At 69.3% G+C, this 16,964-nt stretch carries 19 protein-coding genes; 4 read left to right on the forward strand and 15 right to left on the reverse strand.

All coding sequences use genetic code 11. From position 1 onward, the window contains the following. Positions 1 to 156 precede the first annotated feature (156 nt). From AMK34_RS40340 to AMK34_RS40400, 13 genes are all read right to left on the reverse strand, one after another. A complete protein-coding gene (locus AMK34_RS40340) occupies positions 157 to 480 on the reverse strand; it encodes a DUF2469 domain-containing protein (protein ID WP_003096226.1) in 324 nt (107 codons plus the stop codon). After that, a complete protein-coding gene (locus AMK34_RS40345) occupies positions 477 to 1,256 on the reverse strand; it encodes a ribonuclease HII (RefSeq protein WP_073849059.1) in 780 nt (259 codons plus the stop codon). Before AMK34_RS40345 ends, AMK34_RS40340 begins: the two co-directional genes overlap by 4 nt. A gap of 58 nt (positions 1,257 to 1,314) precedes the next feature. Next, positions 1,315 to 2,244 carry a signal peptidase I gene (gene lepB / locus AMK34_RS40350; RefSeq protein WP_038509871.1) on the reverse strand — a complete coding sequence of 310 codons (930 nt, stop codon included), beginning with the start codon at positions 2,242 to 2,244 and terminating at the stop codon, positions 1,315 to 1,317. 31 nt (positions 2,245 to 2,275) lie between these two features. Next, complete coding sequence (gene rplS / locus AMK34_RS40355) at positions 2,276 to 2,644, reverse strand: 50S ribosomal protein L19 (RefSeq protein ID WP_005154717.1); 369 nt, start codon at positions 2,642 to 2,644, stop codon at positions 2,276 to 2,278. Between the two features lie 160 nt (positions 2,645 to 2,804). Next, positions 2,805 to 3,569, reverse strand: a complete 765-nt coding sequence (trmD, locus tag AMK34_RS40360; protein ID WP_038509867.1) for a tRNA (guanosine(37)-N1)-methyltransferase TrmD — start codon at positions 3,567 to 3,569, stop codon at positions 2,805 to 2,807. Continuing rightward, entirely contained in the window at positions 3,569 to 4,081 is a 513-nt protein-coding gene (gene rimM, locus AMK34_RS40365) for a ribosome maturation factor RimM (RefSeq protein ID WP_037342315.1), read from the reverse strand. Before rimM ends, trmD begins: the two co-directional genes overlap by 1 nt. A 16-nt stretch (positions 4,082 to 4,097) precedes the next feature. After that, positions 4,098 to 4,337, reverse strand: a complete 240-nt coding sequence (locus AMK34_RS40370; protein ID WP_003103110.1) for an RNA-binding protein — start codon at positions 4,335 to 4,337, stop codon at positions 4,098 to 4,100. Further along, positions 4,334 to 4,780, reverse strand: coding sequence for a 30S ribosomal protein S16 (rpsP, locus tag AMK34_RS40375; protein WP_005154724.1), 447 nt, complete (start codon positions 4,778 to 4,780; stop codon positions 4,334 to 4,336). Before rpsP ends, AMK34_RS40370 begins: the two co-directional genes overlap by 4 nt. A 157-nt stretch (positions 4,781 to 4,937) precedes the next feature. Then, positions 4,938 to 5,756, reverse strand: a complete 819-nt coding sequence (locus tag AMK34_RS40380) for a CPBP family intramembrane glutamic endopeptidase (protein ID WP_073849060.1) — start codon at positions 5,754 to 5,756, stop codon at positions 4,938 to 4,940. Between the two features lie 57 nt (positions 5,757 to 5,813). Then, positions 5,814 to 6,563, reverse strand: a complete 750-nt coding sequence (locus AMK34_RS40385; RefSeq protein WP_081975901.1) for a CPBP family intramembrane glutamic endopeptidase — start codon at positions 6,561 to 6,563, stop codon at positions 5,814 to 5,816. Between the two features lie 45 nt (positions 6,564 to 6,608). Then, positions 6,609 to 7,682 carry an amidohydrolase family protein gene (locus AMK34_RS40390; RefSeq protein WP_073849061.1) on the reverse strand — a complete coding sequence of 358 codons (1,074 nt, stop codon included), beginning with the start codon at positions 7,680 to 7,682 and terminating at the stop codon, positions 6,609 to 6,611. 3 nt (positions 7,683 to 7,685) lie between these two features. Continuing rightward, positions 7,686 to 9,224: a signal recognition particle protein gene (ffh, locus tag AMK34_RS40395; protein ID WP_038509855.1), complete on the reverse strand. Its 1,539-nt coding sequence runs from the start codon at positions 9,222 to 9,224 to the stop codon at positions 7,686 to 7,688. 107 nt (positions 9,225 to 9,331) lie between these two features. Beyond that, positions 9,332 to 10,213: a hypothetical protein gene (locus AMK34_RS40400; RefSeq protein ID WP_241832970.1), complete on the reverse strand. Its 882-nt coding sequence runs from the start codon at positions 10,211 to 10,213 to the stop codon at positions 9,332 to 9,334. A 211-nt stretch (positions 10,214 to 10,424) separates the two neighbouring features. Between AMK34_RS40400 and AMK34_RS40405 the strand changes: the two genes are divergently transcribed. The 4 genes from AMK34_RS40405 to AMK34_RS40420 are packed head-to-tail and all read left to right on the forward strand — an operon-like array spanning position 10,425 to position 15,422. After that, on the forward strand, positions 10,425 to 12,749 hold the full coding sequence (locus AMK34_RS40405) for a HAMP domain-containing protein (protein ID WP_073849062.1): 2,325 nt from the start codon (positions 10,425 to 10,427) through the stop codon (positions 12,747 to 12,749). Continuing rightward, positions 12,746 to 13,927, forward strand: coding sequence for a poly-gamma-glutamate synthase PgsB (gene pgsB, locus AMK34_RS40410; protein WP_038509851.1), 1,182 nt, complete (start codon positions 12,746 to 12,748; stop codon positions 13,925 to 13,927). The genes AMK34_RS40405 and pgsB overlap by 4 nt, the downstream gene beginning before the upstream one ends. Further along, entirely contained in the window at positions 13,927 to 14,409 is a 483-nt protein-coding gene (locus AMK34_RS40415; protein ID WP_038509849.1) for a poly-gamma-glutamate biosynthesis protein PgsC/CapC, read from the forward strand. The genes pgsB and AMK34_RS40415 overlap by 1 nt, the downstream gene beginning before the upstream one ends. Positions 14,410 to 14,417: 8 nt before the next feature. Further along, the gene (locus tag AMK34_RS40420; protein ID WP_073849063.1) at positions 14,418 to 15,422 is read left to right on the forward strand and encodes an NlpC/P60 family protein; all 1,005 of its coding nucleotides are present in this window, start codon (positions 14,418 to 14,420) and stop codon (positions 15,420 to 15,422) included. Positions 15,423 to 15,668: 246 nt separating this feature from the next. On the opposite strand, the gene ku is transcribed toward AMK34_RS40420, so the two are convergent. Together ku and AMK34_RS40430 are read right to left on the reverse strand one after the other, a co-directional pair. Then, entirely contained in the window at positions 15,669 to 16,508 is an 840-nt protein-coding gene (gene ku / locus AMK34_RS40425) for a non-homologous end joining protein Ku (RefSeq protein WP_073849064.1), read from the reverse strand. A 50-nt stretch (positions 16,509 to 16,558) separates the two neighbouring features. Further along, positions 16,559 to 16,930 (reverse strand): hypothetical protein, encoded by a 372-nt coding sequence (locus AMK34_RS40430; protein ID WP_038509843.1) that lies wholly within the window; start codon positions 16,928 to 16,930, stop codon positions 16,559 to 16,561. Between the last annotated feature and the right edge of the window lie 34 nt (positions 16,931 to 16,964).

The raw sequence follows: 16,964 nt of genomic DNA on the forward strand, positions 1-16,964 counted from the left end.
TGTGGACAACCGGGGTGTTGTGGATGGTTCGGCCGCCATGGGAGTTTGCCGGGTGGAATCGTCGGTGGGCTGTGCTAGGTGGCCCCGGGTAGATACGTGAAGGCCCCCTTCACGGCGTCCAGCGCCGTGAAGGGGGCCTTCACGTACTTAGGGGGCTCAGCCTGAGAACGGTCCGTCTTCCGGCAGCCGGAGATCCGGTTTGTCGAGTTCCTCGACGTTGACGTCCTTGAACGTGATGACCCGGACGTGCTTGACGAACCGGGCGGGCCGGTACATGTCCCAGACCCACGCGTCGGACATGCGGACCTCGAAGTACACCTCGCCGCCGCCGTCGCGCACCTGCACGTCGACGGCGTTGGCCAGATAGAACCGCCGCTCGGTCTCCACCACGTACGAGAACTGGCCGACTATGTCGCGATACTCGCGGTAAAGCGAGAGCTCCATCTCGGTCTCGTACTTCTCGAGATCCTCTGCGCTCATGAAATCCGCGCCCCTCCTCGCGATTTTGCTGCTGTTCCAGCGGCGGAGCGTTCATTGTTACCCACGTACGGGCCGAGGGCACGTATCGGCACGCTCGGGTTTTCCAGTGCCGCGACGGTCAGCACGACCGGGTGAGGCGGCCGCACCCGGTGCGCGGCGGCCGCGGTGGCCACGTTGGCGTACGACCAGCGATGGACCGGACTCGGACCGTGAGCGTCCAGCGCGGCGCCGTGGTCGGTGGTGCTGTACCCCTTGTGCACGTCGAAACCGTAGTGCGGGTGGACGTCGTGCAGGTCGCTCATGATCCGGTCCCTGGTGACCTTCGCCAGCACGGAAGCCGCCGCCACGCACGCGACGGCCTTGTCGCCTTTGATCACCGGGACACTCGGAGCGGGCAGCCCGGACACACGGAATCCGTCGGTCAGGACGTAGCCGGGCGTGTTCCGCAGCGCCGAGACGGCTCGCCGCATGCCTTCGAGGTTCATGACGTGGATGCCGAACAGGTCGACCTCGGCCGCCGGGATGACGATGACCGAGTAGTCGACGGCACGCTGAACGACCCGGTCGTACACCCGGTCACGGGCCTTGGCCGTGAGCACCTTCGAGTCGGTGAGCTCGGGCAGGCGGGCGGCGTCGCCGGGACGCAGGACGCAGGCGGCCACGACGAGCGGGCCGGCGCAAGCACCGCGCCCTGCCTCGTCGACTCCGGCGACGGGCCCGAGGCCCCGCCGGTCCAGCGCACCCTGCAAACCCCAGAAGAGGTCGCCACGCACCACTGCCCGCGGCGGCCGAAGCGGCTCGGCCGGCGTGAGCGGTACAGGAACTCTCAAGGCCTTACCGCCTCCGGTCGACCGCCTTGCGCACTCCGGCCGACATCCGCCTGCCGAGGAAGAGCACGGGCCACGCCGCGGCGATACCGACTCCCAAGGGGAGCCCCTGCTGCCAGGCCGGGGCGCCGAGCGCCAGCGGCTGAGCGTTCGCCTGCGGGTTGTGGTCCGAAACGCCACCCCAGCGGCCGGGCGGGAGCACGATGACCCGTGCCTTGCCGATGATGTTGTCCACTGGGACGGCACCGTTGACCCCACCGCCACCCTGGATACGGGAGTCGCTGGAGTTGTTGCGGTTGTCGCCCATCACCCAGACGTAGCCGGCGGGCACCTTGACCGGCTCGAACGTCCGCTCGGTGGGGGCCATGCCCTCTTCCCAGTGAACGTACGGCTCGTCGAGTGCCTTGCCGTCGACGACGACGCGGTTGTTGTCGCAGCATTGGACCGTCTGGCCGCCGACCGCGATGATCCGCTTGACGAAGTCGCGCTCGTCCGGCGGCGCGAACCCGATCAGGGAACCCAGCGTGCGGAATCCGGTGACGAAGATGTTGCTGGACTCCGGCGTGTCGATCTCGCCGACCCAGGCGGGCGGGCCCTTGAAGACCACCACGTCGCCAGGGCCGGGATCGGTGAAGTCGTACGTGATCCGGTCGACCAGGATCCGGTCGCCCGTGCATCCCGAGCAGCCGTGCAAAGTGGTCTCCATCGATCCCGAGGGGATCATGTAGACCTTGGCGAGGAACTGCTGGATCAAGATCGTCAGCACGAGCGCGACGACGATCAGGATCGGCAGTTCCTTCCAGAACGACCGCTTCTTGTTGACCTTGCCGAATTTCTTGGAACCGGATCGGCCCCGGCGGGAGGCCCGCGTGGGGCGCTCCTCTTCGGGGCGATCGGGCTCGTCTTCGGAGGTGTTCTGGGACACGGGTTCGACCACGACGCCAGGTTACCTGTAACCGAGTGGCTACCTACTTGGCGGAGGTCGTCTCGCGGTTTTCGCGGCGTTCCTTGATCTTGGCGGCCTTGCCGCGCAGCTCGCGGAGGTAGTACAGCTTCGCCCGGCGGACGTCGCCGCGCTTGAAGACCTCGACCTCGGCGATGTTCGGCGAGTGCACCGGGAAGGTGCGCTCCACGCCGATGCCGAACGACACCTTGCGGACCGTGAAGGTCTCGCGGATGCCGCCGCCCTGGCGACGCAGCACGACGCCCTGGAAGATCTGGTTGCGCTCGCGGTTGCCCTCGATGACGCGGACGTGAACCTTGAGCGTGTCGCCCGGTCGGAAGTCCGGGATGTCGGAACGCAGTGACTGCGCGTCCAGCGCGTCCAGGGTGTTCATCGGTGGTCCGTCCTCGTCTTCGTATGGCTTACGTGCAGCTTGGGCGCGCAGTGTCGGGCACTGCGACCTACCCGGGGGCTGATGGCGTTCCGGTGTACGGCGCCGGCTGCGAAGCCGCGCGTCCACTCACGCCAACCTGTCAAGTATTGCAGACCAGGACTCAGGTGCTCGACCCGGCCTGGTCGCTGCCCTCGTCCAACCGGTCGAGGACCTTGAGATCGTGCTTGTCGAGACTACCTTCCGGCAGCAGGCCGATCAGTTCGGGCCTGCGCCGGACGGTGCGTTCCAGCGCCTGGTCGCGGCGCCAGCGGTCGATCAGCGCGTGGTTTCCCGAGCGCAGTACGTCGGGTACGGCCAGGTCGCGCCAAACCTCCGGCCGGGTGTAGCTGGGGCCTTCGAGCAGCCCGTCGGAGAACGAGTCCTCCTCGGCGGAGCGGGAGTTGCCGAGCACCCCGGGCAGCAGCCGGACGACGGCCTCGACCATCACCAGCACCGCCGCCTCGCCGCCGACCAGCACGTAGTCGCCGATGGAGACCTCGTCGACGGGCATCCGCCGCGCGGCGTCGTCGATCACCCGCTGGTCGATGCCCTCGTAGCGGCCGCAGGCGAACACCAGGTGTTCCTCGGCGGCGTACTGGTGGGCCATGGCCTGGGTGAAGGGCCGTCCGGCGGGGGTCGGGACCACGAGGCGGGTGTTCTCGCCGCAGACCTCGTCCAGGGCGGGGCCCCAGATCTGCGGTTTCATCACCATGCCGGGCCCGCCGCCGTACGGGGCGTCGTCGACGGCGCGGTGGACGTCGTGCGTCCAGTTCCGCAGGTCGTGGACGCCGACCTCGATGAGGCCGCGGTCGATCGCGCGCCCGAGCAGCGCGGCGCGGAGCGGATCGAGGTATTCGGGGAAGATCGTGACGACGTCGAGGCGCATCAGGCGTCCAGTAGGCCTTCCGGCGGGTCGAGGACCACGCGGCCGCCCGCGACGTCGACGGCCGGGACGATCGCCTTCACGAACGGCACCAGCACCTCACGTCCGTCGTGCTCGATCGACAGCAGTTCGCCGGCGGGCGAATGCACGATTTCGAGCACCTTGCCGACGACGGTGCCGTCGGCGAGTTCGGCCCGCAGGCCTTCGAGTTCGTGGTCGTAGAACTCGTCGGGGTCTTCGGTCGGCGGCAGCGTCGAGGTGTCGGCGATCAGCAGCGCGCCGCGGAGGGTCTCCGCGACGTCCCTGGTCAGCACCTCTTCGAAACGCACCAGCAGCCGCCCGCTGTGTTCGCGGGCGGCTGCGATGGTGAGGTCTCTGCTGCTGCCGTCACGCAGCTTCGTCGTGACGGCCGAACCGACCGCGAACCGCTGTTCCGGCGAGTCCGTGCGCACGTCCACCGCGAGTTCCCCGCGGATTCCGTGCGCCTTGGCGATACGGCCGACTACGACGTCCATCCCGTTCAGTCCTTGGTCAGCGATCGGTGTCGACGACGTCCACGCGGACGCCGCGGCCACCGATGCCGCCCATGACGGTGCGCAGGGCGGTCGCGGTACGACCGCCCCGGCCGATCACCTTGCCGAGATCGTCGGGGTGCACGTGCACCTCGAGCGTGCGGCCACGGCGAGTGGTCAGCAGCTCGACCCGGACCTCGTCCGGGTTGTCGACGATCCCGCGCACCAGGTGCTCGAGGGAGTCAGCGAGGAAGCTCACGCCTCGGCCTTGTCACCCTCGGCGGCTTCGGCCTTGTCGGCTTCGGCCTTCTTCGGGGCGGACTTCTTCTTCGGCGTGGTGGCTTCGGCGGAGGCCGAGTCACCGGCGGCCGCGAGCGCGGCGTTGAACAGGTCCTGCTTCGACGGCTTCGGCTCGGCGACCTTCAGGGTGCCCTCGGCGCCCGGGAGGCCCTTGAACTTCTGCCAGTCACCGGTGATCTCGAGGATGCGCTGGACCGGCTCGGTCGGCTGGGCGCCGACGGACAGCCAGTGCTGGGCCCGCTCGGTGTCGACCTCGATGAAGCTCGGCTCTTCCTTGGGGTGGTACTTGCCGATCGTCTCGATGGCCTTGCCATCACGGCGGGTGCGCGCGTCGGCGACGATGATGCGGTAGTACGGCGCACGGATCTTGCCGAGACGCTGCAGCTTGATCTTGACGGCCACGGGTGTGGGTACTCCTCAGTTCTCTCTGATGCATGTGGAAGGCGCACGCCAGCCGAGTGGGGACACGGCTGCGCACACCCGAAGGGTGAGCTCGGGCGCGGTGAGAGGGTCCGGCCAAAGCAGGCAAGCGTACATTCTGCCAGACGCCGACCGGCCGTCAGAACGCGGCTATCCCGAGCGACGCGAGCAGGATGGTCACGGCCGGGAGGAAGTTGTTCACCTGATGGGCGACCACGCTGCCGAGCAGCCGCCCGGTGAACACCCTGGCCAGCCCGATCGGGATCGCGATCACCAGCAGCAACGTGGTGCGCAGCGGTTCGAGGTGGCTCGCCGCGAAAACCGCCGTGGAGACGAGGAACGCCGCGATCCTCCCCCAGCGTTCGGTGCGCCAGGTCAACCGCTCCACCGCGCCCCAGAGCAGGCCGCGGTAGATGATCTCCTCGCAGATCGGCCCGACCAGCCACAGGTAGATGAACATGACGACGGCGGCCGAGACCGACATCCGCCGGTCCTCGACGAGCGCGCTGATCGCCGAGGTCGCGTTCTCGTTGCCCACGACCTGCGTCCAGGCCCAGGCGGCGAGCGAGGTGAACCCGAGCCCGAGCACCCCAAGTTTGAGGCCGACCTTGACGTCGGCCCAGCTCCAGCCGATCCGCAGGTCGGTGAACGGGCCGTTGCCCCGCAGCCGGGTGATCAGCAGCGCCACGCCCGCCGCGATCATCGTCGGCAGCATGGTGCCGAGCAGCACCATGCGCATCGGCAGGGGCTGACCGGGCTGGACGTCGCCGAGCAGGACGCTGATGAACGCCGCCGACGCCAGCAGGACGGCCTCCACCAGCAGGAAGGCCCCGAATCCCCAGCGATGCGGCGGTGGCGTGTCGGGCGCGGCCACCTCACCTCCGGCACTGACTTCTTCTGGGAGCTCATCCGGCGGCGCGGCCTCGGGGATCGGCTCCCTGGGCTGAGATACGGTCACGCCGATCCTCCGGTGATCGTTCGGTTACTCAAAGACTCTAACCGCCTGGACCGGCGATCACCTCGCCGCGAAGAGCAATACAGCCGGTGGGAGGTTGTTGGCCGCGTGCGCGATCACGGATGCGCTCACCCGGCCCGACAGATAACGGGCCAGACCGATGGCGATGCCCTGGCCGAACAACGCGATCGTGCGCGCGGCCTCCCCGTGCAACTGGGCGAACACCAGCGCGGTGACCAGCAGGATCACCCAGGAAGGCAGGCGATGGAAGCCCATGGCGTTCCACAGCGTGCCGCGGAAGAGCAGTTCTTCGGTGACGGGAGCGGCGAGGACGACGATGACCGCGGCCAGCACCAGCCAGATCGTGTCGCCTTCGGTGGTTCCCGACAGTTCGGTGATCGGTCCGGGCGAGACGTCGGAGAAGGTCCTGTCGTCGCTGTCGGTCCCGTAGACGGCCAGCAGGAGCAGATTGAGGAGGTAGCCGGCGGCGAGCGCGGCGGCTCCGCAGGCGAGCCCGATCCGGACGTCGCGCCACGTGGGTTTGAGCCCGAAGTCCGTGCGAAGCCCCTGTCCCCAGACGTGTGAACCGACCACAGGGCCGAGTCCGAGGACGAGGGTCGGCAGGAACGCGAGGATCAGCAGCGGGCCGACGTCACGGAGTTCGAGCGGGTCGTAGCCGCCGAAGCGGCCCGACATCAGGAAGCTCATGACGAGCGTGACGAGGTGGTATCCGGCGATGCCCGCGAAGAACGCTACGAAACCCCAGTGCGCTCCGAGCACCAGACGCTCGCGAGCCTGCCCGTCGTCCACCACGCCTCCACGCTAAGTGCCGCTTCCGTAACGGACGGAGTCGGGTCAGGCGTAGATCTTGCCACGCAGCACGATATGGCTCGGATGGCGGAGCACCGCGAGATCCTCGCGCGGATCGGACGGGTAAACGAGCAGGTCGGCCGAAGCGCCGTCGACGATTCCCGGTACGCCGAGCCAGTCGCGAGCCGCCCACGAAGCCGAAGCCAGCGCCTGCTCCGCGGACATGCCCGCCTTGTGCAAGGCCTCGATCTCGTCGACGAGCCTGCCGTGCTCGACCATGCCGCCCGCGTCGCTTCCCGCGTACACCCGGACGCCCGCCTCGATCGCCGTCGAGACCATCTCCCCCACGCCGGCGTGCAGCGCCCGCATGTGGTCCGCGTACACCGGGTACTTGCCCGCCTTGTCCGCGATGCCGGGGAAGTTCTCGATGTTGATCAGGGTCGGCACGAGCGCGATGCCGCGTTCGGCGAGGACGCCCAGCTGGTCCGCCGAGAGCTCCGTGCCGTGTTCGAGGCAGTCGATCCCCGCGCCGATGAGGCCGGGCAACGCGGCTTGGCCGAACACGTGCGCCGTGACCTTGGCGCCCTCGGCGTGCGCGACGGCGATGGCCTCGGCGAGCACGTCGTCGGGCCAGAGCGGCGCGAGATCGCCGATGCCCCGGTCGATCCAGTCGCCGACGAGTTTGACCCAGCCGTCGCCGTCACGGGCCTGTTCGGCGACCGCCTTCGGCAGCTCGGAAGGGTCTTCGAGTTCGATACCGAGCCCGGGGATGTAGCGCTTGCGCAGGGCGAGATGCCGTCCGGCGCGGATGATCCGCGGCAGATCGGCCCGTTCCTGCAACGGCCGGACGTCGATCGGCAGCCCGCAGTCGCGGATCAGCAGCGTCCCGGCGTCGCGATCGGTGATCGCCTGCTCGGTGGCCTCTTCGAGGGTGGTCGCGCCACCGACCCCGATACCGGGATGGCAATGCGCGTCGACCAGTCCGGGAACGAGAAAGCCTTCCCGGACAACGGTTTCCGCCCCGGCCACCGGTTCGGTGGTGATCCGGCCGCCGGTGACCCACAGCTCACGGTGCTCGCCGTCCGGCAGGACGACCCCCGCCAGGTGCAGCGCCTCCACGGGCTACTTGTCCTTCGGCAGCTTGAACTTCTTCGGGTCGAACCCGGGTACGTCGTTCATGCCGCCGAGCTGCGAAAGGTCGGGCATCCCGCCACCGGGCATCCCGCCGCCCGGGGGCAGCATCGGCATACCGCCGGGGAAGCCGCCGCGGACCTTGGGCTGCGTCGGGCCGCGCCCCTTGCCCTTCTTCCCCTTCTTGCCCTTGCGGTTCTTGCTGCCGCCGCCTCCGCCGCCGAAGCCGAAGCGGCCCGCCATCTGCGCCATCATCTTGCGCGCTTCGAAGAACCGGTTGACCAGGTCGTTGACGTCGCGGACGGCGACACCGGACCCCTTCGAGATCCGCACGCGACGCGAGGCGTTGATGATCTTCGGGTCGGCCCGCTCGGCGGGGGTCATCCCGCGGATGATCGCCTGCAGCTTGTCGAGCTGCTTGTCGTCGACCTGGGCGAGCTGGTCCTTCATCTGACCGGCGCCGGGCAGCATGCCGAGCAGGTTGCCGATCGGGCCCATCTTGCGGACCGCGAGCATCTGCTCGAGGAAGTCTTCGAGGGTGAGCTGGCCGCTGCCGAGCTTGGCCGCGGTCTGCTCGGCCTTCTCCTGGTCGAAGTGCTGCTCGGCCTGCTCGATGAGGCTGAGCACGTCACCCATGCCGAGGATCCGGCTGGCCATCCGGTCCGGGTGGAAGAGGTCGAAGTCTTCGAGCTTCTCACCGTTGGAGGCGAACAGGATCGGCTGGCCGGTGACCTGGCGGACCGACAGCGCGGCACCACCGCGGGCGTCACCGTCGAGCTTGGTGAGCACGACGCCGGTGAAGCCGACGCCGTCGCGGAAGGCTTCGGCCGTGGTGACCGCGTCCTGACCGATCATCGCGTCGACGACGAACAGCGTCTCGTCCGGAGAAACGGCGTCGCGGATGTCCGCGGCCTGCTTCATCAGCTCTTCGTCGACACCGAGACGGCCGGCGGTGTCGACCAGGACGATGTCGTGCTGGGCGCGCTTGGCCTCGTCGATGGCGCGGCGGGCGACGTCGACCGGGTCGCCGACGCCGTTGCCGGGCTCGGGCGCGAAGACCGCGACCCCGGCCCGCTCGCCGACGACCTGCAGCTGCGTGACGGCGTTGGGACGCTGGAGGTCACACGCGACCAGCATCGGCGCGTGGCCCTGTTTCTTCAGCCACATCGCGAGCTTGCCCGCGAGCGTCGTCTTACCAGCACCCTGCAGACCCGCGAGCATGATGACCGTCGGCGGGTTCTTCGCGAACGTGAGCCGCCTGGTCTCGCCGCCGAGGATGGTGACGAGTTCCTCGTTGACGATCTTGATGACCTGCTGCGCCGGGTTCAGCGCGCCGTGCACCTCGGCGCCCTTGGCGCGCTCCTTGATCCGGGCGATGAAGTCCTTGACCACAGACAGCGCGACATCCGCCTCGAGCAGCGCGATCCGGATCTCGCGCGCGGTGGCGTCGATGTCGGCGTCGGAGAGCCTGCCCTTGCGAGACAGGGTCTGCAGGGCGGACGTGAGCCGATCGGAGAGGGTGTCGAACACGGGTGTGCACGCTCCAGCTGGGTCGTTGTGGCTCGCCGGTACGAACCGGCGGCTTCCCAGGGTAGTCGGTGTCCGAGGCAGGCGTTGACACGGTTGCGAAGACCCGTTCAGGCTTTGCGAAGGTCGGCTTCGACCAAAGCCCGGATGACGTTCGCGGTGCCGGCTTCCCGGACGGTGCGGCTCATCTCGACATGCAGGAAGACCGTGCCGTCCTTCGCCGCCGCCTTGCCCTGGACGTTCTTCGTTCCTTCCAGTGCCCCGCACGACGACGCCCAGGCCCGGCAGACGTCGAGACCGGCGGCTTCGAGCCGATCCGCGGCGCGGTGGGCGGGCGGGCCGGCGACGGTCGCGCCGGACGAGAGCACGATGTCGTCGTCGGGCAGGTTCTGGTCGTCGAAGCCGTGCAGCTGGATCTGCGGCAGCCCCCGTCCGGCGAGGGTGGTGGCGACCACGTGGAACACGGAATCCACCTCGTGCGCGACGTCCGCGCGGCCGTCGTCCGCCTTGCGGTGCGCGCCCGCGATCAGCAGCACCGCGCCCGGCACCTGGCGGAAGTAGTCGAGACCGAACGACTCGGTCCGCAGATCCGACGCGGGATGCGGGACCTCGACGGCCAGCGACGGCGGGGCCGACCGGTCGATCAGGTACATACCCCAGGATCGCTCGGTACCGGATTCGTTCACCGCGACCGTGTAAGGCCGCCCGGTCTGCCGGTCCGTCCCGTCGCGTACCGCGAATCCGAGCTTCCCGAGGCTCGCCGTTCCCTCGGGAGAGGCGTCCAGCAACGCGGCGAAACCGGCCGCGGCCGTCCGGCGTTCACCCGCCCCGGGTGACCGGTAGTCCTGCTCAGCGGAAAGCGACGACGTGAATCCGGCGAGCAGTGAACTCAGGTCGGCCTCCGGGTCGAGAGGGGGTCGCTGTGACTCGTCGTCACCGAGGACCAGCACGAGGGTCAGCACCAAGGCCAGAGCCAGAGCGACACTGGTCACGCTGAGCAACATTCGAGTTCGGCCGATCACCACCCGGACTCTACTGACTGACCCGAATGAGTACCGCCAGGTGCATTTTGCCGACACTCGGCGGAGTTGTAACGTCCTCACTAACACTTTTGATACCTCGGTGTGACCTGATCGGGAACACGTTTCGCTACTGGCCGACGTGCGCCGCGAACCAGCCGATTACCGAAAGACACGAGGGCCAGTGAAGCGGCAGAAGGACCAGCCCGACCCCGCGGCGCGCCTGCGCGACCAGATCCCGGAGGCGGGTTTCCCCCGAGGTGTGGGGGTGGCGTCCGCCACCACCTTCGTCCTCCTTGTGATGATCGCGGCCTTCACCGCCGTCTACCTGTCGACGGCCGGACCGCTCTCACTGCTCCGCGCCGACTCGGGCGGGCAGCTCCCGGACGAGGTCACCGCGGGGCGGCAACGCGCGACCGCCGCCCTCGCCCAATCGTTGGCCACGTCGGCCACCTCGGCGGCGGGGGACCTCCGCGTCGCCACCGATTCCGGCGTCTTCGACAGCGGCGGCGACGACGCCGTGCTCGCCCGCCTCGGCAAGACCTACCCGGACTGGCGTGGAATCGCCGTCTTCGATCCCGCCGCGAAACGGGTCGTGGCCACCCACGGCGAGCCGGTCGCGGTCGAAAACCTCCGTGGCGTCGACGTCACGAACCTCACCGTCCGCCCGATCGCCCGGCCCGGCGACAGCCCGCTCGTCCTCACCGCCCTGCCGCTCACCGGCGACCGCGCAGGCAGGCTCCTCGTCGTCTCGACGCCGCTGCGCGGTCTTTCGGCGGAACTCGACAAGGGCCCCGTGCGGCAGATCCGGCTGGTCACCCCGGACGGCGTGCCGCTCTTCTCGTCCGGGAACGAAGTGCCCGCGACCGACCGCGTCGCACAGGATCTGCTCGCCCGCGCCTCCACGGCCGCCGCGGCCGGGGAATCGGGGGTGCTCAGTGGCACCGCGACGGATTCGGGCGAGCGGCTCGCACCGGTCGTGTCCTACGCCCCGATCACCTCGGACGGCACCGCGGGCAGCCTGGGGCTGGCGGTCGTCACGCTCAGCCGGTTCCCGATCGAACCGGCGCCGGCGCGGTGGCCGGGTCTGCTGCCGGCGGCCGCGCTGCTGGTCCTCGCCGTCGCCGGGTTCGTGCTGTTGCGGAGCGCCGTCGTCAAGCCGATCCTCCGTCTGCGCGCCGACGCCCTCGCGGTCGCGGCAGGCTCGCTCGACGAACCGGTGCGGCAATCGAGGATCCGCGAGGTGAACCGGCTGACCCGCGCGGTCGAACGGTACCGGTCGAAACTGGCCAGGCGCAGACCCCGCGACAAGGTGAAGCCGGTGGTCTCCGCGCAGGTGATCGTCGCCGTCGTCACGCTCGCGCTGCTCGGCTGGTCGGTCGCCGTCGCCGCGACCTTGGGCCGCCAGCACGCCACGGTCTCCCCCGCCGTGCTCGGCGAGTACGGCGGCCGCGTCACGCATTCGGCGGAGACCCTGCGCCGCAGCCTCGCCCAGGGGCTCGGCGACCTGCGCTCCGTCGCCCGGCTCGGTTCGGCGGAACGGCCGGACCGGCTGAACGGCATGCTCGAACGGCTCGCCGAGGACGAAAACCGGTTCCGGAGCGTCTACGTCACCGACGAAGAAGGCAACGTAGTTCACCAAGCAGGGCGCGAATCGCTGCGCGATCCCGGGAAGCTGCCCGACGGCTCGGGTATCCACCAGCACAACACCAGCGGCCGGGTGCCCGTGGTGTACGCCTTCGCTCGTCTGCCGGACTCCGGCAAGGTCGTGGTCGGCGAGTACGACATCCCGAGGATGGCGTCGGTGCTCGGCTCGGCGGGTGGTCGCGTACGCGTCGTCGACGAAGGCAAGCGCACCATCGCCGACACCCAGGGCTATCTGGCCTTCTCCGAACTCACCGACTCCGTGCTGGTCAAGAACGTCGCCACCGCGCAGTCCGGCGAGGACGCCCGCGAAAGCACCGATTCGTCGTTGGTGGTCGCGAGCCGCCTCGCCGACGACGGCAGCGTCGCCGACCTGAACTGGGTCGTCGTCGCCGACCAGCCGGTCTCCTCACTCGGTGTCGCGGACAACACCGTCCGGTCGGGGGCCAGGGTCGCCGCGCTCCTCACGGCGGTCGTCGCCCTGATGCTGTTCGCCTGGCATCTGCTGGTCGTCGTCCGGCCATTGCGGCGGGTGGCCGAATCCGCCGTGCCCATCGCGAAGGGCGTCGGGATGGGCGCCGTGGTCTATCCCCAGCGCCAGGACGAGATCGGCACCATCGCCTCCTGCGTCGAGATCTGCCGCCAGGCGCTGACCGATGGCAAGACGCGGCTCGGCGAGGTCCGGCGGCCTGCCGGAGCGGCGACCGACGAAACCAAACTGCTCCAGCGGATCGAGGACGAGCCGGTCCGCGGTCACCCCCGGCCGGTCCGGCGGCGCGAACCGCAGCCGCTGAAACCCCGCCCGCAGCCGCGGCGGCACCAGGGAAACCGGCGGCCCGAGCCGGCGGAACAGGGCCGCAAATGACCTTCCTCTACTTCGTGCTTCTCGTGGCGTCGTCGGCGATGCTCGCCGCGGGTATCGCCGAACAGCGCCGCCACTACCGGAACCTGCACAGCATCCCGACCCGGGTGCTGGTCAACGGCATCCGCGGGAAATCGTCGATCACCCGCCTCTGCGCGGGCGCGCTGCGCGGCGGCGGTCTCGTGACGACCGCGAAGACGACCGGCACGGCGGCCAGGTTCATCCATCCCGACGGCAGCGAGGAGCCGGTCTACCGCAAGTTCGGCATCGCCAACGTCGTCGAGCAGATCGGCATCGTCCGCCGTGCCGCCGCGTACCGGCCGGACGCGCTGGTGATCGAGTGCATGGCGGTGATGCCGGATCTCCAGGAGATCAACCAGAGCAAGCTGATCCGGTCCACCATCGGCGTGCTGTGCAACGTCCGGGAGGACCATCTCGCCGAAATGGGCCCGACGCTGGACGACGTGGCGCGGTCACTGAGCCGGTCGATGCCGGTCGGCGGGATCTGCCTCACCGCGGAGAAGGACCGTCTCGCGATCCTCCAGGAGGAGGCCGACAAGCGGGACTGCCGTCTGATCGCCGTCGATCCGGAAAGCGTCACCGACGAGGAGATGCGCGGATTCGGCTGGATCACGTTCAAGGAGAACGTGGCGATCGCGCTGGCCGTCGCCGATCTGCTCAAGGTCAACCGGCGGCTCGCGCTCGAAGGGATGTGGGCCGCCCCGCCCGACCCCGGAGTGCTCCAGGTCCACCGCTATCGCGCCGGGCGGCGCCAGGTGCGCTTCGCGAACGTCTTCGCCGCGAACGATCCCGAATCGACCCTGATGAACATCGATCAGCTTCGCGCGCAGGGGGCGATCGCCGACCCGCTGCACGTGATCATCAACTGCCGCCCCGACCGCGTCGAACGCAACGGGCAGATGGGCGCGCTGATCCCGCGGGTCGCGCCGGAACGGGTGGTGCTGATCGGCGAGCCGACGCGCAGTGCCCGGATCGCGATCCCCGGCGAATGGCAGGACCGCGTCGTCGACCTCGGCGGCTCACGGCCTCCCGAGGAACTGCTGCGCAAGATCATCGGTGGCGTCGACCGGCAAGCGTCGCTGATCGCCATCGGCAACATCCACGGTCAGGGCGAACTGCTCATCGACGAACTCGCGAAACTGGAAACGATCGCCTCCTGATGCTCACCACTTCACTCTCCCCCGAGGTCGCCACCATCGGGCTCGCCATCGGGCTGCTGCTGTCGCTGGTCTGTTACCTGACCACGAACCTGTCCCCCGGCGGCATGATCACCCCTGGCTGGATCGCCTTGACCATCGTCGAGGACTTCCGGCGGGCGGCGATCATCGTGCTGATGACCGCGCTGACCTACGTGGGCACCAAGATCCTGCAGCGGGTGGTGATCCTCTACGGCAAGCGCCTGTTCGCCGCGGTGGTCCTGCTGGGGGTCGTCCTGCAGACCACCCTGCTGCTCGTCCTGCAGGCCGACTTCCCGCTGCTGTTCGTGCACCAGACGCTGGGCTTCGTGGTCCCCGGCCTGGTGGCCTACCAGCTGGTGCGGCAACCGCCGGCGGCGACCGTCCTCGCCACCGGGGGCGTGAGCCTCGCCAGTTACGCGATCCTGATCAGCGGGGTGCTGGTCGGGCTGGTTCCCACGTTGTGAGGACGTCGATGCGCAAAGCGATCCGGATCGGGGTGCTGGTCGCGGTGATCGGCGTGTCCGGGACGGCCGCGGTGTACGTCGCGAAGGAGGAGCCGCGGGACATCACCGCGGTGTCGGCGTCCGCGCCTCCCGGCGGCGACGCGGCGATCGGCGGGTACACCTACGAACGGCTCGAGAACCCCGCCCGGACGGTCGTCCGGGATTCCCTCGGCACCCAGCTGGCGTCCTTCACCGACGGGTCGCGCTCGGTGCTGCTGTCCGGCAAGAGCCGGACCTTCGCCGAACCGAAGTTCACCACGGTCACCGTCACGTCGTCGGCGTGGATCCGGTTCGCGCCCGAGCCGTGGAAAGCGGGTGCCGAGCGTGAGGGGTGGTTCCGCGACTGGTTGCCCAAGGCCCTCGGCGACACGTCACCGGATCTGCTGGCCATAGCCCTGCAGTACTCCGAAGGCGCCCCGCCCCAGACAACCAAGAAGCTTCGCGTAGCCGGTGACGCGTCCTTCGGGCCCGACAGTGCCGAAGGGCGGCTTGAAAAGTCCGACTTCTACGACTATCTCGGCGTCGACTGGGATTTCCCCGACAAACACGAAAAGGCGGAGCGCGCCCGGTTCGGTTCCCTCGACTGCTCGGGCTTCGTACGGATGGTCTACGGCTACCGCGCGGGTTACCCGCTGCTCGGAACCAACACGAAAGGGCCAGGTCTGCCGCGGCGCGCCTGGGCGATGTCGGAGCTCGGGCCGGGCACGACGTTGATCGAGGACGCCAGGGGGCAGGCCACGGACTACGCGGCCCTCCAGCCCGGCGATCTGCTGTTCTTCAACCTGGAGCCGGCGTTCGGGCCCCGGGTTTCGCATACCGGCATCTATCTCGGACTCGACAGTGACGGCAGGCGGCGGGTGCTGTCCAGCCGGAAGGTCGCCAACGGGCCGACCTTCGGCGACGCCGGTGGCACCTCGCTGATCGACGGCGAAGGCACCTACGCGAAGGCGTTCCGCGCGGCCAAGCGGCTCTAGCGCGCAAACAGGGCTCCGGGACCGATCGCCCCTCGCAGACCGGTACCGGAGCCCCTACGGAAGGCTCGCCTCCCCGCGAGCCGACCGTAAGCACACTTGGCGAGCTTCGCGGGACTTGGATTCGCCGGACCCCCAGTACCAGGCGATTCGCTGCCCGCGCTCTCTCCGCGCGATGGCATAACCTTGCCCGGTCACCCTGGGGTCACGGCAGCGTGAAGACCCTCAACTCCCCCTGAGTAGATCTACTCAACTGGTCTTGGCCGACGACGAAGCGCGCTTCGCCCGCGTCCGCGCCTGGCGTGCCTTGTCCGCCGCTTCGTTGGCCCTCTCGACCGGGCCCTGCTGCAAGGCGGCCAGCAGCCGCGTCACACCTTCGGCCTGTTCGGCCGCGGTCGGCTGGAGGACGTCGTCGCCGTCCAGTTTGGCTTGGATGAGCCCTTCGAGCGCCTCACGGTAGCGATCGGTGTACCGGCCGGGCTCGAAATCCCGCGTGAGGTCTTCGATCAGCGAGACCGCGTTCCGCAGTTCCCCGCGCCGCAGATCGACGTCTTCGTGCAGAAACGGGAAGTCCGGCCGCCGGATCTCGTCGGGCCACAGCATCGTCTCGAGCAGGATCACCTGGTCCCGCACCCGCAGCGCGCCCAGCGTCTCGCGTTGCCGCAACGTCACCTTGACGATGGCGATCCGCCCGGACTGCTGCAGCGCCTCGCTCAACAGCACGTACGGCTTCGTGCCCGCCGGCTCCGGTTCCAGGTAGTAGCTGCGCGCGAAGTACATCGGGTCGACCTGGTCGGCCGGGGTGAAGCCGACGACGTCCATCGACTGGGTGGTCGGCGCGAGCAGCGACGCGAAATCACCGGCGGTCAGCAGCACGACGTCGCCGTTAGGGACGGGGTACCCCTTCGCGATCTCGGCCGCGGGCACTTCGGCGCCGTCGACCTCGCAGACCCACTTCACCCGCACCCGGCCGCCGTCCGGCTCGTGCACCTGGTGGAGGGGGATGTTGTGCTCCTCGGTCGCGCTGTACGCCTTCACCGGAATGGCGTAGGTCCCGAATCCGATCGTGCCTTTCCACACCGCGCGCATGGCCCACCTCCGCCTGGTCAGCGTATCCACGCGCCGAAGCGGCGGGACAGCTACAAACGGGTGTCAGGGGCTACTGAATCGCTCACACATTCGAATGACGGACGCGATTCGGCGAGCGCCTCGGCCGAACAGTCGACAGCGGTGGCCGCCGCACGGAGCACTTCGGCGACCACCTCGACGTCGACCATCGGGGCGGTGGCCAGCGCGCCTTCGCCGCCCCCTTCGACCCGGCCCGCCATACCTTCGAGCGCGATGGCCAGCGCCTGCTGGCCGGCGACGAGGTGCCGGACCACTTTGAGCAGCTCGGGCACGGTCGCGGCGGGACCGGACGCGGTGAGCGAGACGGCGAGGTCGTCCGCGCACGCGCGGAGATGGGAGGCGACGACGGTCGGCGGCAGCGTGACACGTTGTGGACCGGGCACGCGCTCACCCCCTCCGGCTCCTTCAGGTCCCGAC

This window comes from Amycolatopsis sp. CB00013, assembly GCF_001905755.1.
GTDB classification, from domain to species: Bacteria; Actinomycetota; Actinomycetes; order Mycobacteriales; family Pseudonocardiaceae; genus Amycolatopsis; species Amycolatopsis japonica.

What these genes read in the sequence shown, in the direction of transcription:
- AMK34_RS40340 (WP_003096226.1), bottom strand. Translation starts at nt 480, where the DNA reads ATGAGCGCAGAGGATCTCGAGAAGTACGAGACCGAGATGGAGCTCTCG.
- rplS (WP_005154717.1), bottom strand. Translation starts at nt 2,644, where the DNA reads ATGAACACCCTGGACGCGCTGGACGCGCAGTCACTGCGTTCCGACATC.
- trmD (WP_038509867.1), bottom strand. Translation starts at nt 3,569, where the DNA reads ATGCGCCTCGACGTCGTCACGATCTTCCCCGAATACCTCGATCCGCTC.
- rimM (WP_037342315.1), bottom strand. Translation starts at nt 4,081, where the DNA reads ATGGACGTCGTAGTCGGCCGTATCGCCAAGGCGCACGGAATCCGCGGG.
- pgsB (WP_038509851.1), top strand. Translation starts at nt 12,746, where the DNA reads ATGACCTTCCTCTACTTCGTGCTTCTCGTGGCGTCGTCGGCGATGCTC.
- AMK34_RS40415 (WP_038509849.1), top strand. Translation starts at nt 13,927, where the DNA reads ATGCTCACCACTTCACTCTCCCCCGAGGTCGCCACCATCGGGCTCGCC.
- AMK34_RS40420 (WP_073849063.1), top strand. Translation starts at nt 14,418, where the DNA reads ATGCGCAAAGCGATCCGGATCGGGGTGCTGGTCGCGGTGATCGGCGTG.
- ku (WP_073849064.1), bottom strand. Translation starts at nt 16,508, where the DNA reads ATGCGCGCGGTGTGGAAAGGCACGATCGGATTCGGGACCTACGCCATT.